Source organism: Rhodopirellula sp. J20-39, assembly GCF_057365095.1.
This window is the reverse complement of sequence record NZ_CP195123.1, coordinates 7,262,150-7,280,677: the sequence shown is the minus strand read 5'-3', so window position 1 is coordinate 7,280,677 and position 18,528 is coordinate 7,262,150. Positions and strand designations below refer to the sequence as shown.

The following is an 18,528-nucleotide window of genomic DNA, read 5'->3' as shown; positions in this document are numbered from 1 at the left end:
TTTCATCGCTCGCGAGACTTTCTCACGGGTTCCAGGTAAGACGTCTTCGTCCTTCGCACATTTCTGTGGTTCGCAGGTCAATCCAAGTCTGAGTTCCGAGACTGGACTTCCGAAACCGACAGCGAAGTCAAGTTCTCGTACTCTTCTTGGGGGAGCCAAAATAGGTCGTTCCAGTAACCCGTGTCATTTGGTTGGCTCGCGCCAGGTGTGGTGCGGCCCCGTGTGACGATCTCGTTGGTCTTCCTTTCGAGTCGTTCCGCAATTTCGGGGTGTTGCTTAAGAACGTTGTTCTTTTCGGCTGGATCCGTAGCGAGATCATAAAGTTCCGCATCATGCTTTTTGCTTGGCAGAATCAGTTTCCAGTTTTGATCCGTGATGGAATAACGCGCGTCGTTACCGTGATTGATCAACGGCAATCGCGTGTGGGCTGGGGTTTTGTCCTTCAGCACTGACAAGAAACTCTGACTATCCTCGCCGGCGTCCGCTGGCAAGTCTGCACCGATCAGTTCCGCTACCGTCGACAATAGATCGACCTGGCCCACGAGGCCGTCGTATCTTCGTGACGGCTGTTCAATGCCCGCGGACCATCGCACCATGAAGGGAACCCGGTGCCCGCCCTCATAGACATACCGTTTGCCTTCGCGATATCCGCCACGACTGTCGTGCTGGTAATTCTGGAGACTTTGCCTCCAGTGATAATCAGGACCATTGTCGCTTGTGAATACGATGAGTGTGTTGTCATCTATATTGCGGTCTTCCAAGAACTTCAAGATGCGTCCGATGTGATGATCCGTTTCGATCACGAATTCGCCGTACGCCCCGCATTCACCTTGACCGTGAAATTCAGGACGCGGGCAAACCGGATAGTGTGGTGATGTAAAAGGCAGGTACAAGAAGAACGGCTTGCCCTGCTTGGCATCCTCCGTCTGGTTGGACATCCACTGAATGGCTTTATTAGTGAAACGCATTAGGCATTCGTTGTCGACGAAGTCCGGGGCAATTTCAAAACCGGGTTGGCCCCATTTCACTTTTGTCTCGGCGGGTGTCGCGTCATAGGGTGGCATGATGCGATAGTCCGACATTCGCTCGTTTGGCTTTTTGTTAGTGAACAACGTTGGGGGGACCGCAGCATACCGTCCTTCAAACCACGCCAAGATTCCGTAGTTCAACGATGCTGGAATGCCGTAGTAGTAATCGAACCCTTTATCCAAAGGCATATTCAGAACCGGTTGGGTCCAATCGCGATCTTTGGGGGGCCCGGGGAAATCCATTCCAAGGTGCCACTTGCCAACCATGGCGGTGTCGTAGCCATTCTGTCTAAGCAGGGACGCAAGGGTTATTCGCTCGTCCGTGATCAGACATTCGCCCTCGGCCAGCATTACATGCTGCTTCATCCGGGTTCGCCAGCAATAACGTCCGGTCAGCAATCCGTAACGAGATGGTGAGCAAACAGAGTCTGAGCTGTGTGCGTTAGTAAAGGCGATGCCCTCGTCAGCCAAGCGATCCATGTTGGGAGTCCGGAACTTCGCATTTGGATTCAATGCCGATACGTCGCCATAGCCCTGGTCATCGGTGTAGATGACGATGATGTTTGGCTTCGCAGTGTTGTGCGCCAGTGATGTGATCTTTGGCGTAGCCGTTTCATCGCTCGCGTAAGTACTGCAAATGTGCGGTTGGATTAGCAGCAATGCAAGAATGGAAGCGAATCGAAAACTCATGGTTGGGTCCGACTGGGTAATGGGGGCGGTAGTTTCGAGCATAGCGTTATGTCGCTTTCTGGCGATCCATTGAAACAGGTGCTGGATCTAAAAGTCTGTCAAGCAAACTTGGTCGATGTCGCTATGCTCTCTCCCCCCATCGGACAGCCGTTTAGTCTCACAAATAAGATTTGTGTTCTCGTTGAGTGCAACTTCAGGCAACCGAAGGAAACGCGAGAACCCAACGGGGGGAAGCGTACTGTTAATTCGGATGCCGAGCCAAGCAAGTTGACCATTGGGTACCCACCCGAGAGTAAGCGTTAGAGCCGAGAGGATAACGACAAATGGATTAGTCGCTTGACCTTCATGGTAAATTTGTAAGTTTTGTTTGCAAAAAGATGGACTGGAGAATGCGGCGTTTCTAGGCAAGTTGCGGAGGGGGTTGCTCAGTGCTGTTGCACATTTGCGCTGAAGGAATAGTGCATGTTAAAGTTGTAGGTTTCGAACGTATCGGTGAATTGAAGGAGACGCTGGGAGTTAACGCCCCTTTGATGGACAGTGAAGCGGTAGAGGTTCCCGTAGTTTTGGAGCGGTGGTTGGTTTTCCGGATTTGGCGCGTGCTATGCGTTGGTGGACCAGGAAGGCAACGGCAGTGGAGCAGTCGACGGTCCGGTCATGAATCGTAAATCATCGATCGTGGCGGTTCAGTCATCTCGACGGACATGCTCAAGTCGTTGGCGGAGACACCTGTTTAAATTGAACCTCCCTTTAGTGTTGAATGAAGCGTACGTGCAATGAAATTGAATCAGATTAGAAAATCCCTAGGGTTCACCCTCGTCGAGCTATTAGTGGTGATCGCTATTATCGGAGTTCTTGTAGGACTATTGCTTCCAGCGGTGCAATCGGCGCGCGAGGCAGCGAGGCGAATGAGTTGCAGCAACAACTTCAAGCAGATTGGCCTGGCACTCCACAATTACCATTCGGCATTCAGGCAGTTGCCGATGCAGGAAGGTGGCACAACGAACTCCGCCAATGCGGACTCGCCTAGTCCAGAAACTACCATCGCGACATCGCACAACCGTCTGCGACTGAGCTGGCTTGTGCCTTTGACCGCCTTCATTGAGCAACAAGCTCTTTGGGAGCAAATTTCCAATCCGCTGGATCCCAACGAAGATGGTGTCGCTCCCTACTTCCAAGCGATGGGTTCGTCGCCAGCGACTTACTTGGCTCAATACACAGCCGGGTCCGAGTACAAGCCTTGGCTTACCGATATCGTTTCTTTTCGTTGTCCCAGCGATCCAGGTCGTGGTTTGCCATCGCAGGGACGTACTAACTACGCCGCATGTCTTGGTGATGCCGTTCACCAGAACTCCCGGGGAGCTCAGCTCGACACCGGTGCAGCCTGGGGGGCTTACGAGGCTAACCTTTCATGCCGAGGAATGTTCAAGGCTCGTCGTGCAATGCAGTTTCGTGACGTGCTCGACGGTCTATCAAACACGATTGCGGCCGGTGAAATCATGACGGATTTGGGGATCAATGACATTCGTCAACGCCCAATCGTTCCTGCCTCTGGAAACGTTCGCACCGATGGGATTGGATTTTGTAAAACACATATCAATGATTCGGATCCGATTGTTTTCGATGAGCAGTTGACGACTGTCGTGAGCAACGAACAACGCCGCGGTTCACGCTGGGCTTACGGCCGGCCGCTTTACACTGGTATGACGACCACCCTTCCACCCAATAGCGAGCTGTGCATGCACTCCTTCTTGGATGGTGATGGGGATGGTGTCGTGCCGCCGAGCAGCCACCACCCCGGCGGCTGTCACGTTCTGATGGGCGATGGTGCAATCCGTTTCATCACGGATAGTATCGAGGCAGGTAGCCCCAGTAACAAACCGGCGTCTTGGGCGAATATCAATCCGTCGCAAAATCCGTACGGTCTTTGGGGATCTCTGGGGACTCGTGCGTCCAGGGAAGTCATTAAAGGGGAATTCTAAAACCGTTGAGTTGGTGGCCGCGTTGCAGTGTGACGTGGCTGCCAAACGGTGCTGAATTTCCAGCCTTGTTTGTCCTAAATATCTGAAACCATTCTTGTTAAGCGAGTGAATTTGATGAAGACCTACCTAACGTTGTTTCTCGTTGCGATTGGAGCCCTAGCGACAACCGGTTGCGGCAGCAGCGAAAACGCTCAAGTAGCCGGTGCTGACGAAATTGCGGAATACATCCAAGCCAACCCAGAAGCGGCCACACCGCCGAAAGTTTTCGACGCCAAAGAAAGCCCTCGCAGCTAGACGCTGACCCAAGGCCGTGAATGAACGTCTTGGTTCCGGTGAACCGCATGGATCATGACTTCACCGTTGTTCGATTTATCGATCGTTGGTTGGGTGCTGAATCCTGGGGGCGATTACGTCGGTGATCAGTAATCCAGCAACGATCGAAACGGCAGTTAGCATCATTGTCGTGATCAAGCGAATGCCACTGGGGAGGTCTTGGTGGAGCATGATTTCGGTCATGCCAGAAAAACCAAGGCTTCCCGGCACGAGCAAGATCAGTGCGGGCATCAACATCACCGCAGTAGGAAGTTGCAGACGATCCGACACGTGATTGCTGAAGACTCCGGCAACTACCGACGCGATCCAGACCGCTGCAAAGGGGCTGAAAAACTCTCCAGCAATTCGCATCGTTCCGTAACCGACCACGGTGGAAACCAGCAACCAGGGAATGTCTCGATAGCGTGTTCGGAATAAAACTGCCAAGCCAAGTCCGATAGGAACGGTGGCGATGAGTGCCTGCAAATGTGAAGGGGTTTTCGGAGCGATTGATGGCGGAATCTCCGTCAACGCACTGACGAATCCGTATCCCATGTAAACACCGAAGATCAGTGTTAGCAATGTGGTCATCGCACCGGCAAGTCGAGCCGAACCCGAGGCAAGGTTTTGTGTGACTAGTTCGTTGACGCTGATTGTTAGATGCAGCCCTGGAACCAAGACGATTAGTGCGGACAAGGTGGTCAGTTCGAAATGACCAGGCGCGATCCAAGCCTGAACCGAACACGCGACCGCGCTTGCCACAAATCCCGCGATCACGTTGATCAGGTGAGTCTGGTATTCCAGTTGAGTGAGGCCGAGGACGAGCATGCCGATGACTAGGCCGATCAGTCCGGACGAAACCACCACGGATAGGTTGCCCCCCACCAGTGCACCGACGCAGGATGCGGCCATTCCAAAGGAGGCAATCGAAGCGACCGCGTGGTAGCCATTGGGGCTTAAGTTGATCGCTTGCAACCTTCGCCATGCTTCTTCGGTTGTCAATGCATCATCACGGATGGAGCGTTGAAGATCGAAGAGTTCCGCGTACCGCCCCAGGTTCGTATCGCAGGGATAAACGCGTATCAAACGGGTCGATTTTACATCGTCATTAAACGTGACGAAGAGTGCAGTCGGTGTGGAGAAAAAGGTTGCCGATTTGCCTAGCGATTCGGCGACCTGTTCCATGTTTTGGTCTAGCTCATACGCGGGCGACCCACACGCATGTAGGCTGCGCGCGAGTTCCAGAATCAACGTCTCGGATGCGGTGTCAGACAGATCGGGGCTCCTGTGCCGAAACAGTTATCGGTTGTGAAGGGGGCACGGTAAAAACGAAGGTGGCCAAGATCATGCCTCTTTGTCACATTCGACGGAACCCCAAGGAAGCGATCACACGTGTTCTCGGTGACTCGAGTTTTCGGTGACTCGAGTTTTCGGGGACTAGAGGCCGGGGCACCCGTTCAGGCGGTCTCGGTTGAATCGCCAAAAAGCCCGCGGATGTCTTCCAGAATCATGTAAAGACAGGGCACCAGGACCAGAATGATTCCGGTCGCAAAGAGAATTCCGAAACCAAGGGAGATCGCCATCGGGATGATGTATTGGGCTTGGAGCGACTTTTCAAAGATCAGGGGAATCAACCCGCCAAACGTGGTCAGTGTTGTTAGCAGAATTGGTCGAAACCGCCGGATGCCCGCTTGGGTGATGGCGTCGTAGGCGGAGCAGTGTTTGCGACGCCGGTTGGCGTAATCGATCATGATCAACGAATCATTGATCACAACACCTGACAACGCGATCACGCCCATGAAGCTAACCAGCGAAAGGTCGTAACCGAGAACGATGTGCCCGAGTACCGCACCGACAATTCCAAATGGAATCGCGACTAACACAATCAAGGGTTGCACGTAGCCTCGGAATGCGACGGCGAGCAGCGAGTAGATAACTGCAAGGGCGAGTCCGAACGTGCTCCACAGCGACGATGTGGCACGGCGCAGTTCCGCGTCGCTGCCTTCGAAGGTCCATGTAATTCCGGGGAAGTCTTGACGAAGTCGCGGCAGTTCTTCGCTTTTCAATACCGAGATTAGTTGGGTAACGGCACGCTTTGGTTCGGCGTCCATCGATACATTGATCACACGCCGCCCGTCACGCCGATTGATGGAAGAAAACGCATCGGTTTTAGTCACCGTGGCCACGTCCATCAGCGGTACCTCGGCACCTGACGGAGTGCGGATGATGAGGTCTTCGAAATGGTAAACGTCTTCGCGTTGTTCTTCGGGCAACTTAACGCGAACTTCGATCTCATTGGTCCCACGCAGCAAACGCAGCGCGAGCGATCCAAAGAAGGCACCTCGAAGTTGACTGCCAAGTTCTTCTTCGGTCAATCCGAGCGCGCGACCTTCGGGACGCAAGCGAACGTCGAGTTGCGTTTTGCCCTTGTTGTAATTGTCGCTAACATCGCGCACGTTCGCGTAAGACTTGGTCCGTTCCACAAACGCAACCGCAGCCCTTTCCAGAACGCTGATATCACTGTGGCTTAAGTCGATACTGATCGCTCGACGATGCCCACCGGGCCCGCTTTCAGCTTCGAATGTTACTTGGTTGACACCAGGGAGATCGCCGATGGAATCACGCCACAATTCGATCACCTGATTCGCCGTCATGTCACGCTCGTCTGGCGGTTTCAGCACGATTTCGACGTCAATGAAACTTTGTCCGCGAACGTTAGTCTTGATCCCTTCGGCGACTTTATACAGGTCATGCTCGTCAAACATTTTTAAGCTCGCCCGTGTCACCGCTTCGGCGATTTCAGCAGCTTGATCTTGTGTCGTCCCAACTGGCATGCGCACCCCGGCTTCGATTTCATCGGCGGACACTTCCGGCATTAAGATCAGTCCCATGTGTGCGCTGGTAGCGTAGCCGACTACGACAGCGAACAAGGCAACTGCGAACGTGGCGGTGATGTACCGAAACCGTAAACAGATCGCGAGCACAGGAGCGAACGCGATTTCAACCAGTCGATTGAATGCCCGGCTGAATTTCTGTTGGATTTCATGAAGTCGGCCTCGCACGCCAGGACGGCGTCGCGGGATTTTGCGAACGTGTGCCAGGTGAGCGGGCAGGATGAATAACGACTCCACTAACGATAGCAACAAAACGACGATGACGACGATCGGCAACGGAGCCCAAAACTTGCCGGTTTCCCCCGGGATGAACATCAGTGGTACGAAAGCAACGATGTTAGTCAGGATGCTGAAAGTGACCGGTCCAGCAACCTCGCGGGTGCCTTCGATGGCTGCCAGTTCGTCGCCGCATCCCTCTTGGCGTTTTTCGTAAATGTTTTCGCCGACAACAACCGCGTCATCGACAACGATGCCAAGCACAACCAAGAACCCAAACAAGGATATCATGTTGATACTGACGCCAACGGCAGGCAAGAACAGCACTCCGCCGACAAAAGAAACGGCCATTCCCATCATGACCCAAAACGCCAATCGGAATTCAAGGAACATGGCCAGAATCAACAGCACGATCACGACGGCGAGGACCGCGTTTTCGAGAACCAAAAAGAGTCGGCGCCGGAATTCTTCAGCGTTGTTGCTATCGATCCGCCACTTCACACCCGGTGGCAAAACGGATTCAAAGCCTGCCATCGTTTCTTCCACTGCGGCAGCGACCTCGATCGGTGATTGAGATCCAACCCGAAAGACATCGAGTTCGACTGAGGGTGTGGCGCTGAATTGCGAATGGAAGCCGACATCATCGAATCCGTCACGAATCGTGGCGATGTCACCGAGTAAAACCGATGGTCCGGAATCCGCCGAAACGACTTCGATCTTGGCAAACTCGTCGGCCCATTGCTTGCGAGCTTTCACACGCAACAAAATCTCACCGGCTGTGGTCTGGACGCTACCCGCAGCGACGTCGCGACTGGCCGAGCGAATGATGTCGGCAACATCAGGCAACGTCAGCCCGTATTGCCGGAGGGTTTCGCGAGGGATTTCCACGTGGGTGACGTAGGCGGGGACCCGGCGTAATTCGACTTGGGTAATGTCTTCGTGAGCTTGCAATGTGTCACGAAGTTGCTCGGAGAGTTTCCGCAACGCCCAGATTTCGATGGGGCCATAGAGTGCGACCTGAACGGCCTCTTGTTGTTGCGATTGCAAACGAACTTCGGGTTGTTCAATGTTTTCGGGGAACGTTCGAATTCGATTGACCGCTTGGTCGATGTCTTGAAACGCTTTCATGCGTTGTTGGCCAGCGACGATCTCAATCACTACCTTGCCGCTGCCTTCGCGTGCTTCGCTGACGATCGACCGGATCCCCTCAACGCCACGGACGGCGCTCTCGATCGGTTGCAAGATGCCCTGTTCCACTTCTTCTGGGGCCGCGCCGGGGTAGTCGACGGACACTTCGACGATGTCGAGCTCGAATTGCGGAAAGACTTCTTTCTGCATCAAGGCCGCGGTCCAAATACCACCACCCAGTAAGATGACCATCAAAAGGTTTGCGGCGATGGAATTATGCGCCATCCACGCGATTGGACCTCGCGGGGAACCTATTTGCGAATCAGTTCGTGTGTCGGCAGACGCGTTGTTTGATACGTCGCTGGTCACGTCGGCTGGTGACGTTTGCTCAGGCGATGCTTCGGATGGTTCTTCGGGGGGGGGCTTCGGACTCATGATGCATCACGGTCCGGCGATTCGGTACTCGGTTCGTCTTCCGTGTTCGATTCGTCTGCGGTGTTCGATTCGTTTTCTAGTTCGGACTGGGTATCCAGGTCCGGTTGCGTTTCGATCCGTTTCAGGCCGACTCCTTCGGCGACGGTTGCGAGCGTCGTGATCACAATTTCATCGGCGTCATTGAGACCTTGGTTGATGTAGGCATAATCGGCGTCACGGAAGACGACCTGGCAATTGCGAATTTCAAGCTTGTCGTCTTTCATCACCCAAACAGTGTCTTTGTCGTGAACATACTCCCGAGGCAGTCGTACAACGTTGTCAATCAATCGGCCTTCAATTTCGACCTGCAGCAACGATTGCAGGATCATCGGTGGAGCGTCCGTCTTTCGTCCCAGAGGATCGTTCACCTCGATTAAGACACGGGCCAACCGGGTTGAATCGTCAACGGTTCCGATCATTCGTGTTACTCGTCCGGTTCGTACGGTACCGGGCGGCCAAGCGTCGTTGTTTCGCAAGTTCACGGTCGAACCCGCTTGGTTGTCATCAGGGAACCGGACCCATCGCAAGCTGCGAACCGGCAGCGCGGCCGAGACCCAATATTGATTCGTTCCCACCAATCGTGCGAGCTCATCACCGGGTGATACCTGCGACCCGACGTTGACAGATTGAGAAATGATTTGTGCATCGAACGGAGCGACAATGGTTGCGCGATCTAGGTCTAACTGTGCACGTTCGACGGCTGCCTTTGCGGCGCTGACTTGGGCACGGATCGACGCGATTTGAGGGCCACGCAATACCAGTTCGCGATCGGTCTCTTCGATCGTGCTTTCGAGTAGCTTCAATTCTTTCTTGGCGAGACTTTGTCGGCCCTGTTCGATCTGCAGCGATGCCACGGCTTGTTCTAATTCGCTCACGCGAATTGAGAGTTGGTTTTCAAAGTCGGCCGCGTCGATCTTCACCAATACCTCGCCCTGGCGAACCATTCCGCCGGGCACGAAAGATTCAGAGACCTCCATCACCTGGCCGCTGATTCGCGGCCCCAGGATGATATCGCGAGCGGGTAATACGGTACCGAGCACACTCAGGCGAGGTGAGTAGTCATCTCGCTTGACGATCATCGTTTCCACTAAGGCAGACGATTTTCGGGTCGCGTTGATTTGTTTCGCGGTAGGCTCGGTTCGGTTGATAACGACGATCGCCGCAGCGGCGGCAGCCAGAGTCCCGGCACACACAAGCATGGTGGCCAGCACTCCCAACCAACGCCAGCGGCTGGCCGGTTGGGAGTTATTCATCGGTCATGGAACGCAGCAGATCGCCGAGCCTCCGTTGGGACGCCTCTTCGCCATTGTCCAGTTGTTTTAGCCAATCGATCAGTTCCAAATTCTTGTTCCCATCGTCGTTTGCATCGGCCGGTGTGTCGCCAGCGTTCACGGCTTCCAAGCCGTCACCAGTACCCGAAATGGCGGCCTCGGCCCCGTTTTCTGGTTCGGAATCGTCCGTGGCGAGATTTGCGTCGGAAACCGTGAAGACCGTTGTCGCTTGTGGAACCGGATCAAATCCACCGGCGAGTGCGAGGTAAAGCGAAACCCGGATTAGCCGTAATTCTAATTGGGACGCCAGCACTTCGCGCTGCAATCGTTGTTTTCCCGTGATTGCAGTCAGGACCGCCAGATAGTCCGTATCGGGTTCCAGCAGATATTGTTCGCGCAAACGCTCAGCGGACTCGTCGGCCAATTCCAGTTGCGCCTGAAGATGTTCGAGTCGTTCACGTTGATACCGCTCTTGAGTCAGGCCGTCTTCGACCTGTTGAAATGCAATCAGGGTCGTTTGCCCGTAGCGATTAAACAGCTCGCAAACAACCGCCGATGTGCGAGCGACTTCCGCTTTGCGTTGGCCTCCGTCGAGCAGCGGTGCAACTAGCGATGCACCGATCGAAACAAACCAATCGCGGAAGATGGTTTCTGGACGATCGGCCACATTCAGCAGCGATCCCGTTAGGTTTAGCCGGGGATACTGGTTGGCGATCGCCGACGCCAGGTCTCGGTCAGCAGCCTGGAATGCAATGAAATCTCGTTGTACGTCGGGTCGTCGCTGCAGCAATTGCGATGGCAGCCCGGTCGATGGAAGTGGCGGCATGTCCGGCAAATTTTCGCCGGGTTGGTATTCGGCGGTTTGCGGCATCGAGCCGACCAACACGGCGAGTTGATGCTCCAGAACTTCAATGCGTGATTTGGCAATCGCCTTTTGTTCCAAAGTCGCTTCCACCAGTTGACGTTGGCGCAGCACGTCAGCACTCCGGATCAGTCCGAGTCCGAAGCGGGCTTCTTGCAGCGCCAGTCCGGTTTCGTTGGTGCTGATTTGTTCATCGAGCAAGCTGACCTGGGCGCGGGCTTCGATCAGAGAGAACCAAACGTTCGCGATTTCGGCCGATAGGTTGAGCCCGACCGCTCGGTAATCTTGCTGTTCGGCTGCCGCTCGCAAGCGTTCGGCGTCGACGCGCGATTCGATTTCGCCCCACAGGTCGACTGGATACGAGGCATCGAGTCCGAAAATGTAGCCTTGTTGGTCTCGACCAGGACCGAATGTGTACCCCGCATCGACAATTCCGTTGACGTCGCCGAACAGGTCGGATGCCTCTCGGCGTGCGACTGCCCGAGCCGCTCGAAGTCGTTGTCGAGCGGCCGAAAGCGTGAAACTGCTGCCGAGGGCCAGATTGATTTGATGGTCCAGTGCCGGATCACCAAACGTGGTCCACCAACGCTCGGCAACGTAAGCCGGGCCTGAGTCGGAAAATGGTGGGGCCGGTTGTGTATTGAAGTTTTGTGGGGTTTGGGGACTCGCGCAGCCGACCGCGATCGTCAAAGCAATAGCAGCTAAACGTTGAGATTTAGTCCGTTTTCTGATCGTAGACCCGGGCATGGGCCTATTCATATCATTTTACGCGGTTGCATCACAAGTTCGCTAAAACATCGCTGGCGCAACTTAAGGAACCCCGAGGTTACATCCACCTCGCCCATCCCCCCCTAGCCGTGACACCGGCGATGAAAGGACTGACCTATAGGTGTACGAAAGAGGGGGCTTTCAAAATCGTTTCACACGCTGAGTTTGGTATGATATTGGGATGGACATTGTGACTCACGCAATGATCGGCATGGCTTCTTCCGCTGGGATCATGCCATCGCACCCCGCACTGGCATGTGGGGTAATTTTAGGGAACGTTGCGCCAGATCTTGATGCCTTCTCACGTCTCGGCGGCAAGCACGCATTCTTGCGATTCCACCAGACCTACACTCACAGCGTCGCGGCAATATTGACTCCGGTGGTGATCGCAGGTTGGCTGTGGATGTCTCAGAGCGAGGTGTGGTCCGAATTGGCGTTGGGCCTTGCTTTGGGCATGTTCATGCATGTCGGGTTGGATTTGACCAATTCATACGGAGTGCGTTGCCTGTGGCCATTTTCATCCAAGCGGTTTGCATTGGACTGGATCTTCTTTATTGATGCTCCGATTGTTTTGCTGACCATGGTCGCTTTAATTTGGGCGTGGATGTCGGGCGAACATATCAACCGGTTGCAGATGGTTTCAGTCGCCTATCTGGTATCGCTCGGGCTAGTCGTGGTGATTCGAGGCTGGATCGCAGTAAGAGCTCGCCAGTCTCTTGGACAAAGGCATTCCGGTAACTCACCAACGTCGATCATTCCGACCACATGCTCGCCTTTTCGCTTTCTGGTTTGTCGCCAAGATGGTCGAGAAATTCAGACGTTCGAACTCAATGCGATCGACGGCAACGCGGGGAACTTCAGAGCCGTTCGAGATCTGGACGATGAAGCGCCGGTTTCGATTGGGGAAACACAAGAGTGGAACGTGATGCGTGAATTGTCACCGCATTATCATGTCGTGGAGATTTCTTCAGTCGACGGAGTTAAAACATTCGTGTGTCGTGATTTGCGTATTCGAAATTTTGATACCCAGTTCGGAACACTGACCTGTCAGGTCGACCAAGCTGGCCGCATTCTCTCCAAGAAGTGGGACGTTTGATGATCGTGAAATGGAAGCATCATCCCACACATGGTTTTCGTTTTTCGGCAACGGACGCGTTGGCGATCGTTGTTTGCGTTTTAGCGACCGCGTGGGGTTTGAGCCAAATCGGGAGCACGGCCTGGATCTTTCCGTTTGTGCTTGGGCACTTCTTTTTGTTTTGCAACCTCTTTCGGGTACCGCGGGGTCCTGAATTGGTTTGGGCTGGCTGCTTTCTGTTGATTGCGACGGTCTGTCTTGTTGCTGATGTTTCGGTTTTGCATGCGATGTGGTTGGTACTTCCGATCACGGTCGGCGTCCTGAGTTACTCAATCTGTTTGCCGACTTACCATGGGATCGGTTCATCGACTAAAGCGACGTTGGAGTCGGCAACTTTGCAGCCCGACTCGAGCGAGAAGATTGATGAGACTCAAGCGGACTAATGTCATCAACTAGCCTACGCGTGGGCTTCCATGAGACGGGAATGCTGGTGGAAATCGTCGTTGGTCTGGGTGGGGTGATTGGATGCTGGCGCGGAGTGTACCGGTTGTGTGGATTGAGGGACGGCAAGGCAAGGCGAAGTTCATCGTATGCGTCATGAATTTTGAATTGTGAGTCGAAGACAAGTTTTGTGAGGAGCTAGGTGCCGGAGGTTTTGACTCGCGGATGAATTAATGAAGTTTGGATTGCGTTTTGCTTTTGGCTTGGCCTGTCTGGCCTTGATGCCACACTCTTCGCACGCGGATGGCTTTGACGCTTTTCGATCTCGTGCCGACAAGCATGCACCAGCGTCAATCATGGGTGACCATATGCATGCACCCGGTGAGTGGATGGTCGAGTACAAGTACATGAATATGTACATGGAAGACAATCGTGCGGGATCCCGGACGTTGAGTGACGCAGCGTCATTCACGTATGGGGACGGATCCACGCCGGTAACGAACCAAGGTGCCACACCGACGCAAATGACGCATGAGATGCATATGTTGCATATCATGCGAGGTGTGACGGAGGACATCACGGTCTACACGATGTTGATGTTGCCTAGCATCACGATGGACCACGAGCGTCGAGCTGATAATTCCACGTTCACCACGCACAATAGTGGCTTTGGCGATACGACTTTTGGTGCTTTGTTGCGCCTCTACAGCGACGTCGATGATGACCTGATTTTGAACGTGGCCGGCTCGGTTCCAACCGGGGATATCTTCCGGACGACTCGGATTCCCTCGCGTGGAGTGTCTGATCAAGCGCTACCTTACCCGATGCGTTTGGGATCGGGCACTTTCAACGCGAAGCCTGGGATCACTTGGAAGCACTATCTGGAATCAGGTTCCTTTGGAGTGCAGTTCCAAACGGATGTTCCAATTGGACGCAACTATCGAAACTATTCGGTCGGTGACGAGTTTCGTTTGAACACTTGGTACAGCCACCTACTGACCGACCATTTCTCAACGAGTATTCGTCTTGAGAATTTGTGGCGAACCAACTACGACGGTGCGGATTCAGCGACACCGGACGCGATGATCAGCACCAATGTTGAGAGCTTCCGTGGTGGATATTCATTGAACCTGGGCCTCGGCGCGGCGGCATTGGTCAAAGGCCATTTGTTGAACGTCGAGTTCGTGCCGACACTGTATCAAGACTTGGACGGTATTCAGCTCGAAACGGATTGGTCGCTCGCAGCGAGTTGGTCGAAGAGCTTTTAGCAGGCCATCGGAACTACTTCAAATGGCGATCCGCTAGGGCGGGACTTGTGAATAGGCGGGACTTGTGTGACGCTTTCAGCCTCGCACACCCCTTTTGTCTATTTCGTTTGTCTGCTCATGATCGCCGGTTGGCCTCCTGTTGAATTGATCTGTTTGTGCCTTGGTGCTATGGGCATCGGCGTGTCAAAGTCAGGATTTCCTGGCATCAGCATGCTGCATGTGGTGTTGTACGCCTTTGTGTTCGGGGCTTTGGAATCCACCGGCGTTTTGTTGCCGATGCTGGTGGTCGGTGACTTATGTGCGATTGGCTTTTTCGGTCGCTCGGCCGATTGGAAGCACGTTCGTCGGCTGTTGCCACCCACCGTCGCGGGTATTTTGATCGGCTGGTTGATGATGGACCGGCTCGATGCAGAGCAATTCAAATGGATCGTCGGCGGCATTATTCTCACGCTGACCATCGTGCAGATGGTCCGCACTTATCGTCCCAACGCGTTCGATTCGGTGCCGCATCAGGCTTGGTTTGCGATCGTGCTAGGGTTGCTCGCCGGAGTGACCACGATGCTGGCTAATGCGGCTGGGCCTGTTGTCGCCCTGTATCTACTGGCGGTGGCACTGCCCAAGTGGGAACTGATCGGAACGAGCGCCTGGTTGTTCTTGGTATTGAACGTATTGAAGCTGCCGCTGAGCTACGATTTGGGATTGATCAATAGCTCGACATTGTTGACCGGGGCATGTTTCGCTCCATTGATCCCGATCGGCATGTTGGGCGGGCGTTGGTTGGTCGCACGGGTTTCGCAGAAATGGTTCAACCTAATCTTGTTAGGTTTTACTGCGATCGCGGCAGTCCGATTAATGGGCCTGCTTTAGTTTAGGATCCGCTTTCGGTCGCGATGGGTTCATCGGGAATCGTGACACCGACCACGGCGGCACCAACGCTATCACCGAACACGTTAACGGTGGTTCGAAAGCGATCCAGTAGCCAGTCCACCGCAAGGATCAAGCCAATGTATTCCAGTGGTAATCCCACGGCGCCCAAGACAATCAACATCGTAACCAAGCCGGCTTCCGGGATACCCGCGGCGCCGATGGCAGCCAAGGTCGCAGTGACAGCAATGATCACTTGCTCGCCGAAGGTCAGTTCGAATCCGATTGCCTGGGCAATGAAAATAGCTGCGGCGGCTTCGTAGAGTGCCGTCCCATCCATGTTGATGGTAGCACCAAGAGGAATGACGAATTCAGTTGAACGCTTTGAGATACCCGCGGCTTCTGCACATTCCAGCGTTACGGGCAACGTTGCGGAGGAACTGGCGGTTGAAAAGGCGGTTAACAACGCTTGACTCATCGCGGCGGCAAAGCGATAGGGGTTCTCTCGCCGGATGATCCAAAAGATCAGTGGCAAGACAATAAAGGCGTGAATAGCCAGTCCGATTAACACAGCGGCGAAGTACCAGCCGATTTGTCCCAGTTCGTCTAAGAATCGACCTTCGGCTTGTGCTTTGCCGAAACGAGCGGCCACCAGACAGAAAATGCCTAGCGGGGCGACTTTCATCAACGCCATCACGAAACTCAACAAGGCGTTGTTGGCTTCCGTAACCAGTGTGGTGATCGTGCGAGTTTCGTAAGGCATCGTCGTCAGCAATGCTCCAAAGGCGATCGTGAAGACGATGATCGGTAGCAGTTGAGTTTCAACGGCGGCGCCAAACAGGTTGTCGGTAACCAGCATCAAAGCGAGGTTTTCGAGGATAGTTTCTACGCCGGGTGGTTGATCGCTGCCAACTTCCAGTTCGGGGAAGACATCGCCGATCAGTTCTTCCGAAAGACCACTCGATTCGGCCAGAGTTTTGCGAAGGACTTGTTCGGGCTGGGTGTCTTGGTTGACGAACTTATCGAGCTGCGCCTGGTCCACGGTGCCAACGCCAGGGCGGATAACGTTGACGACAACCAATCCAATGATGACAGCCAGGATGGTGGTGCAAAAATAGTAGCTAACGGCGGCGGCACCAGGCTTACCAAGTTTTCGGACATCGCCGAGCCCCAGAATGCCGCACATGACGGAAGTGAAGACCAGCGGGACGACGATCATTTTGAGCGCCCGCAAGAATAATTCGCCGCCGATTTCGAAATGCACTGCAACATTCGGTACAGCCAGTGCGACTGCGATTGCCGCTACGATCGCACCGGCAATCCAATACGTCAACGTGTTGCTGTGATGGGGCTTCTTGCTCTCGGAGCTCTTCGTGGCGTCGCTCAAGGTTCCGTTCCCGTTGGGTTTGGTCGCGTTCATAGCTGTGACTTTGGTCAAAATAACGCCTTGACCGCTAGTAGTGTGCGCTTGCTCAGCAAACGCGAGCTAGTTTTTGAATGAAAATACACCTTTCCCTTTACTTCCCCAATCGGGATCCATTGCCATGGGCCTGTTACGACCAACCCACAAAACCCGTTCTGGTTTCCGCCACGCTTCCTTAGGAACGCTGCTGCTGATTGTTGGAGGCATTTCCGGCTTGTTCATCGGTATGCCAAAGCTGCAGCAATCGATGACGGCTGAACAGGTACCGCAGCAATTGACTTGCGTCGAGTTGTTGCAGGGCGGGATCCCCGAGGGCACGGCTTTGGTGACGCTAACGGACGCCGAGATCCATCCACCGGGAAAGATCAATACTGAAAACCTGGACGGTAAAAACGCGGTTTCGCCCGCGATCGCGAGTGTCGCCAAGCTGCTAGCCGATCCACGCGCTGAAAAGCTAGTCGACCGTTTGGTTCGAGGGGACGTCTTGCCTCGTGGTATTCCCAAGCGTGGAGATTACCAACCGCTGAAATTGAGTTTAGGACGCCAAGTTGCTGACATAGCACAAGAAGAAGTGGAGCGAACAGGAACATTAACAGTGCACGTGAGTGCGGATCCAACGAGCCAGTGGGTCAGCAAAGCGGCCGATTGGTTGGAATTAGAGCTTCCGGAAAAACTTGCCAAACAAGCCAGCATGCCGGCTTACACCTTGCAGCCAGCCAGCCTAATCGGTTCTCGCCAAAACGCGATGATCTGGGTGGGTGGTGGTGCCATTGCGATGGTGTTGGGCTTCGTCCTTTGCGGAAGTGCTCCGCTAGGTTGGTGGATTTTAGTATCGCCAATTGGTGCAATCTTGGGATTACCCGGGATCTTCTTGCGATCGGGGCGCGGCAACATCTTGACGTGGTTGTTAGGGCTGGTTGTGGGAGTGGCTTCGCTCGCGGGCAGCTATCATTTGGCCGTGACCATGGGTGGACTGGGACAAGCCAGTGGCACTTGGTGGCTATCGGCGACCGGTTTGTTAGTGGGATGTTTGGGAGTCGCAGCGATTCTAGGAACGTGCTTGAGTTTTCGAAATCGAAGTCGTGGTGGTTTGGATGCCGACCAGCTTGCGAACTTAGAAGCGGATTCGCATCGCGGATCACGACGAAACAAAACTCCGCAAACCAACGAAGTTAGCAAGCCAGTGCAGCTTCAGTCGATGATTGCGAAGCCTGAATTCACTCGTCGCTATTTGGATCCAAAGCTTAGTGTTTCGATCGAAATGGAAACGATGGAAGAAGTGGCAACGCAGGCCAAGAGTCTAGAAAAACTACAGTTTGATGCTCCGCTGATTATCGAAGTGTGTGCGGGCGAGCATACATGCACCGGGACGGTTCAAGTCGGATGCCGAAACATGGTGATGGCAACCACGGACGAATATGAAGGGGACATGCATATTCGAATGACCAGCGTTCTGGAGGACGGACATCTCGTCATCAGTAGTGACGGACGCGATGGACGGTTAGTCCAGCCAATGGATGGTGACGCAGCGTCGGTGCGTATCTATGAGATCACCAAGGCGGCGAAGTTGGTGACGAAGCATTTGGAAGAAGCGGCCAAAATTGCCGAAAAACGGAAGACCACCTTGGCGGTCCTCGATCCAAGCGAATGGCGTGACATTATTCACTACAGCGAGCGATGCTTGGCCGCGACGCTGCACGAAGCCCATCTAGAAAAATGGGATGTGGCGAACGCCCATTACGGACGTTTCAACTTCCCACCGACTCCCGTCACCATGCCCGCGATGGTGTAGAAGTCAGCGATCTAGAGAACACTCGTGTCGAAGCGATTTGTCC

Annotated in this window: 13 protein-coding genes; 7 read left to right on the top strand and 6 right to left on the bottom strand. The window is 54.2% G+C overall.

Going from position 1 to position 18,528, the window contains the following annotated elements; translation table 11 throughout:
* Nucleotides 1-77: 77 nt before the first annotated feature.
* The gene (locus ACR3ZL_RS26370; RefSeq protein ID WP_473650115.1) at nucleotides 78-1,718 is read right to left on the bottom strand and encodes a sulfatase family protein; all 1,641 of its coding nucleotides are present in this window, start codon (nucleotides 1,716-1,718) and stop codon (nucleotides 78-80) included.
* 773 nt (nucleotides 1,719-2,491) lie between these two features.
* Between ACR3ZL_RS26370 and ACR3ZL_RS26365 the strand changes: the two genes are divergently transcribed.
* Complete coding sequence (locus ACR3ZL_RS26365) at nucleotides 2,492-3,697, top strand: DUF1559 domain-containing protein (RefSeq protein ID WP_486173093.1); 1,206 nt, start codon at nucleotides 2,492-2,494, stop codon at nucleotides 3,695-3,697.
* Between the two features lie 114 nt (nucleotides 3,698-3,811).
* Nucleotides 3,812-3,991 (top strand): hypothetical protein, encoded by a 180-nt coding sequence (locus ACR3ZL_RS26360; protein ID WP_473650116.1) that lies wholly within the window; start codon nucleotides 3,812-3,814, stop codon nucleotides 3,989-3,991.
* Nucleotides 3,992-4,066: 75 nt separating this feature from the next.
* On the opposite strand, the gene ACR3ZL_RS26355 is transcribed toward ACR3ZL_RS26360, so the two are convergent.
* The 4 genes from ACR3ZL_RS26355 to ACR3ZL_RS26340 all read right to left on the bottom strand — a co-directional run bounded on the left by ACR3ZL_RS26355 (nucleotide 4,067) and on the right by ACR3ZL_RS26340 (nucleotide 11,544).
* Nucleotides 4,067-5,260 carry a threonine/serine exporter family protein gene (locus ACR3ZL_RS26355; protein ID WP_486173092.1) on the bottom strand — a complete coding sequence of 398 codons (1,194 nt, stop codon included), beginning with the start codon at nucleotides 5,258-5,260 and terminating at the stop codon, nucleotides 4,067-4,069.
* 206 nt (nucleotides 5,261-5,466) lie between these two features.
* The gene (locus tag ACR3ZL_RS26350; RefSeq protein ID WP_486173614.1) at nucleotides 5,467-8,532 is read right to left on the bottom strand and encodes an efflux RND transporter permease subunit; all 3,066 of its coding nucleotides are present in this window, start codon (nucleotides 8,530-8,532) and stop codon (nucleotides 5,467-5,469) included.
* A 146-nt stretch (nucleotides 8,533-8,678) separates the two neighbouring features.
* Nucleotides 8,679-9,974 carry an efflux RND transporter periplasmic adaptor subunit gene (locus ACR3ZL_RS26345; protein ID WP_473650118.1) on the bottom strand — a complete coding sequence of 432 codons (1,296 nt, stop codon included), beginning with the start codon at nucleotides 9,972-9,974 and terminating at the stop codon, nucleotides 8,679-8,681.
* Entirely contained in the window at nucleotides 9,967-11,544 is a 1,578-nt protein-coding gene (locus ACR3ZL_RS26340) for a TolC family protein (RefSeq protein ID WP_486173091.1), read from the bottom strand. Before ACR3ZL_RS26340 ends, ACR3ZL_RS26345 begins: the two co-directional genes overlap by 8 nt.
* 268 nt (nucleotides 11,545-11,812) lie before the next feature.
* Between ACR3ZL_RS26340 and ACR3ZL_RS26335 the strand changes: the two genes are divergently transcribed.
* The 4 genes from ACR3ZL_RS26335 to ACR3ZL_RS26320 all read left to right on the top strand — a co-directional run bounded on the left by ACR3ZL_RS26335 (nucleotide 11,813) and on the right by ACR3ZL_RS26320 (nucleotide 15,273).
* Complete coding sequence (locus ACR3ZL_RS26335) at nucleotides 11,813-12,718, top strand: metal-dependent hydrolase (RefSeq protein ID WP_486173090.1); 906 nt, start codon at nucleotides 11,813-11,815, stop codon at nucleotides 12,716-12,718.
* Nucleotides 12,718-13,140: a hypothetical protein gene (locus tag ACR3ZL_RS26330; protein ID WP_473650121.1), complete on the top strand. Its 423-nt coding sequence runs from the start codon at nucleotides 12,718-12,720 to the stop codon at nucleotides 13,138-13,140. Before ACR3ZL_RS26335 ends, ACR3ZL_RS26330 begins: the two co-directional genes overlap by 1 nt.
* Nucleotides 13,141-13,371: 231 nt before the next feature.
* Nucleotides 13,372-14,406 (top strand): transporter, encoded by a 1,035-nt coding sequence (locus ACR3ZL_RS26325; protein WP_473650122.1) that lies wholly within the window; start codon nucleotides 13,372-13,374, stop codon nucleotides 14,404-14,406.
* Between the two features lie 117 nt (nucleotides 14,407-14,523).
* Nucleotides 14,524-15,273, top strand: a complete 750-nt coding sequence (locus ACR3ZL_RS26320; RefSeq protein ID WP_473650123.1) for a sulfite exporter TauE/SafE family protein — start codon at nucleotides 14,524-14,526, stop codon at nucleotides 15,271-15,273.
* Nucleotide 15,274: 1 nt separating this feature from the next.
* Here the strand turns inward: ACR3ZL_RS26320 and ACR3ZL_RS26315 are convergent, their stop codons facing one another.
* Nucleotides 15,275-16,690 (bottom strand): dicarboxylate/amino acid:cation symporter, encoded by a 1,416-nt coding sequence (locus ACR3ZL_RS26315; protein ID WP_473650124.1) that lies wholly within the window; start codon nucleotides 16,688-16,690, stop codon nucleotides 15,275-15,277.
* Between the two features lie 124 nt (nucleotides 16,691-16,814).
* Here ACR3ZL_RS26315 and ACR3ZL_RS26310 point away from each other — a divergent pair, with 124 nt between their 5' ends.
* Nucleotides 16,815-18,485 (top strand): hypothetical protein, encoded by a 1,671-nt coding sequence (locus ACR3ZL_RS26310; protein WP_473650125.1) that lies wholly within the window; start codon nucleotides 16,815-16,817, stop codon nucleotides 18,483-18,485.
* Nucleotides 18,486-18,528 lie beyond the last annotated feature (43 nt).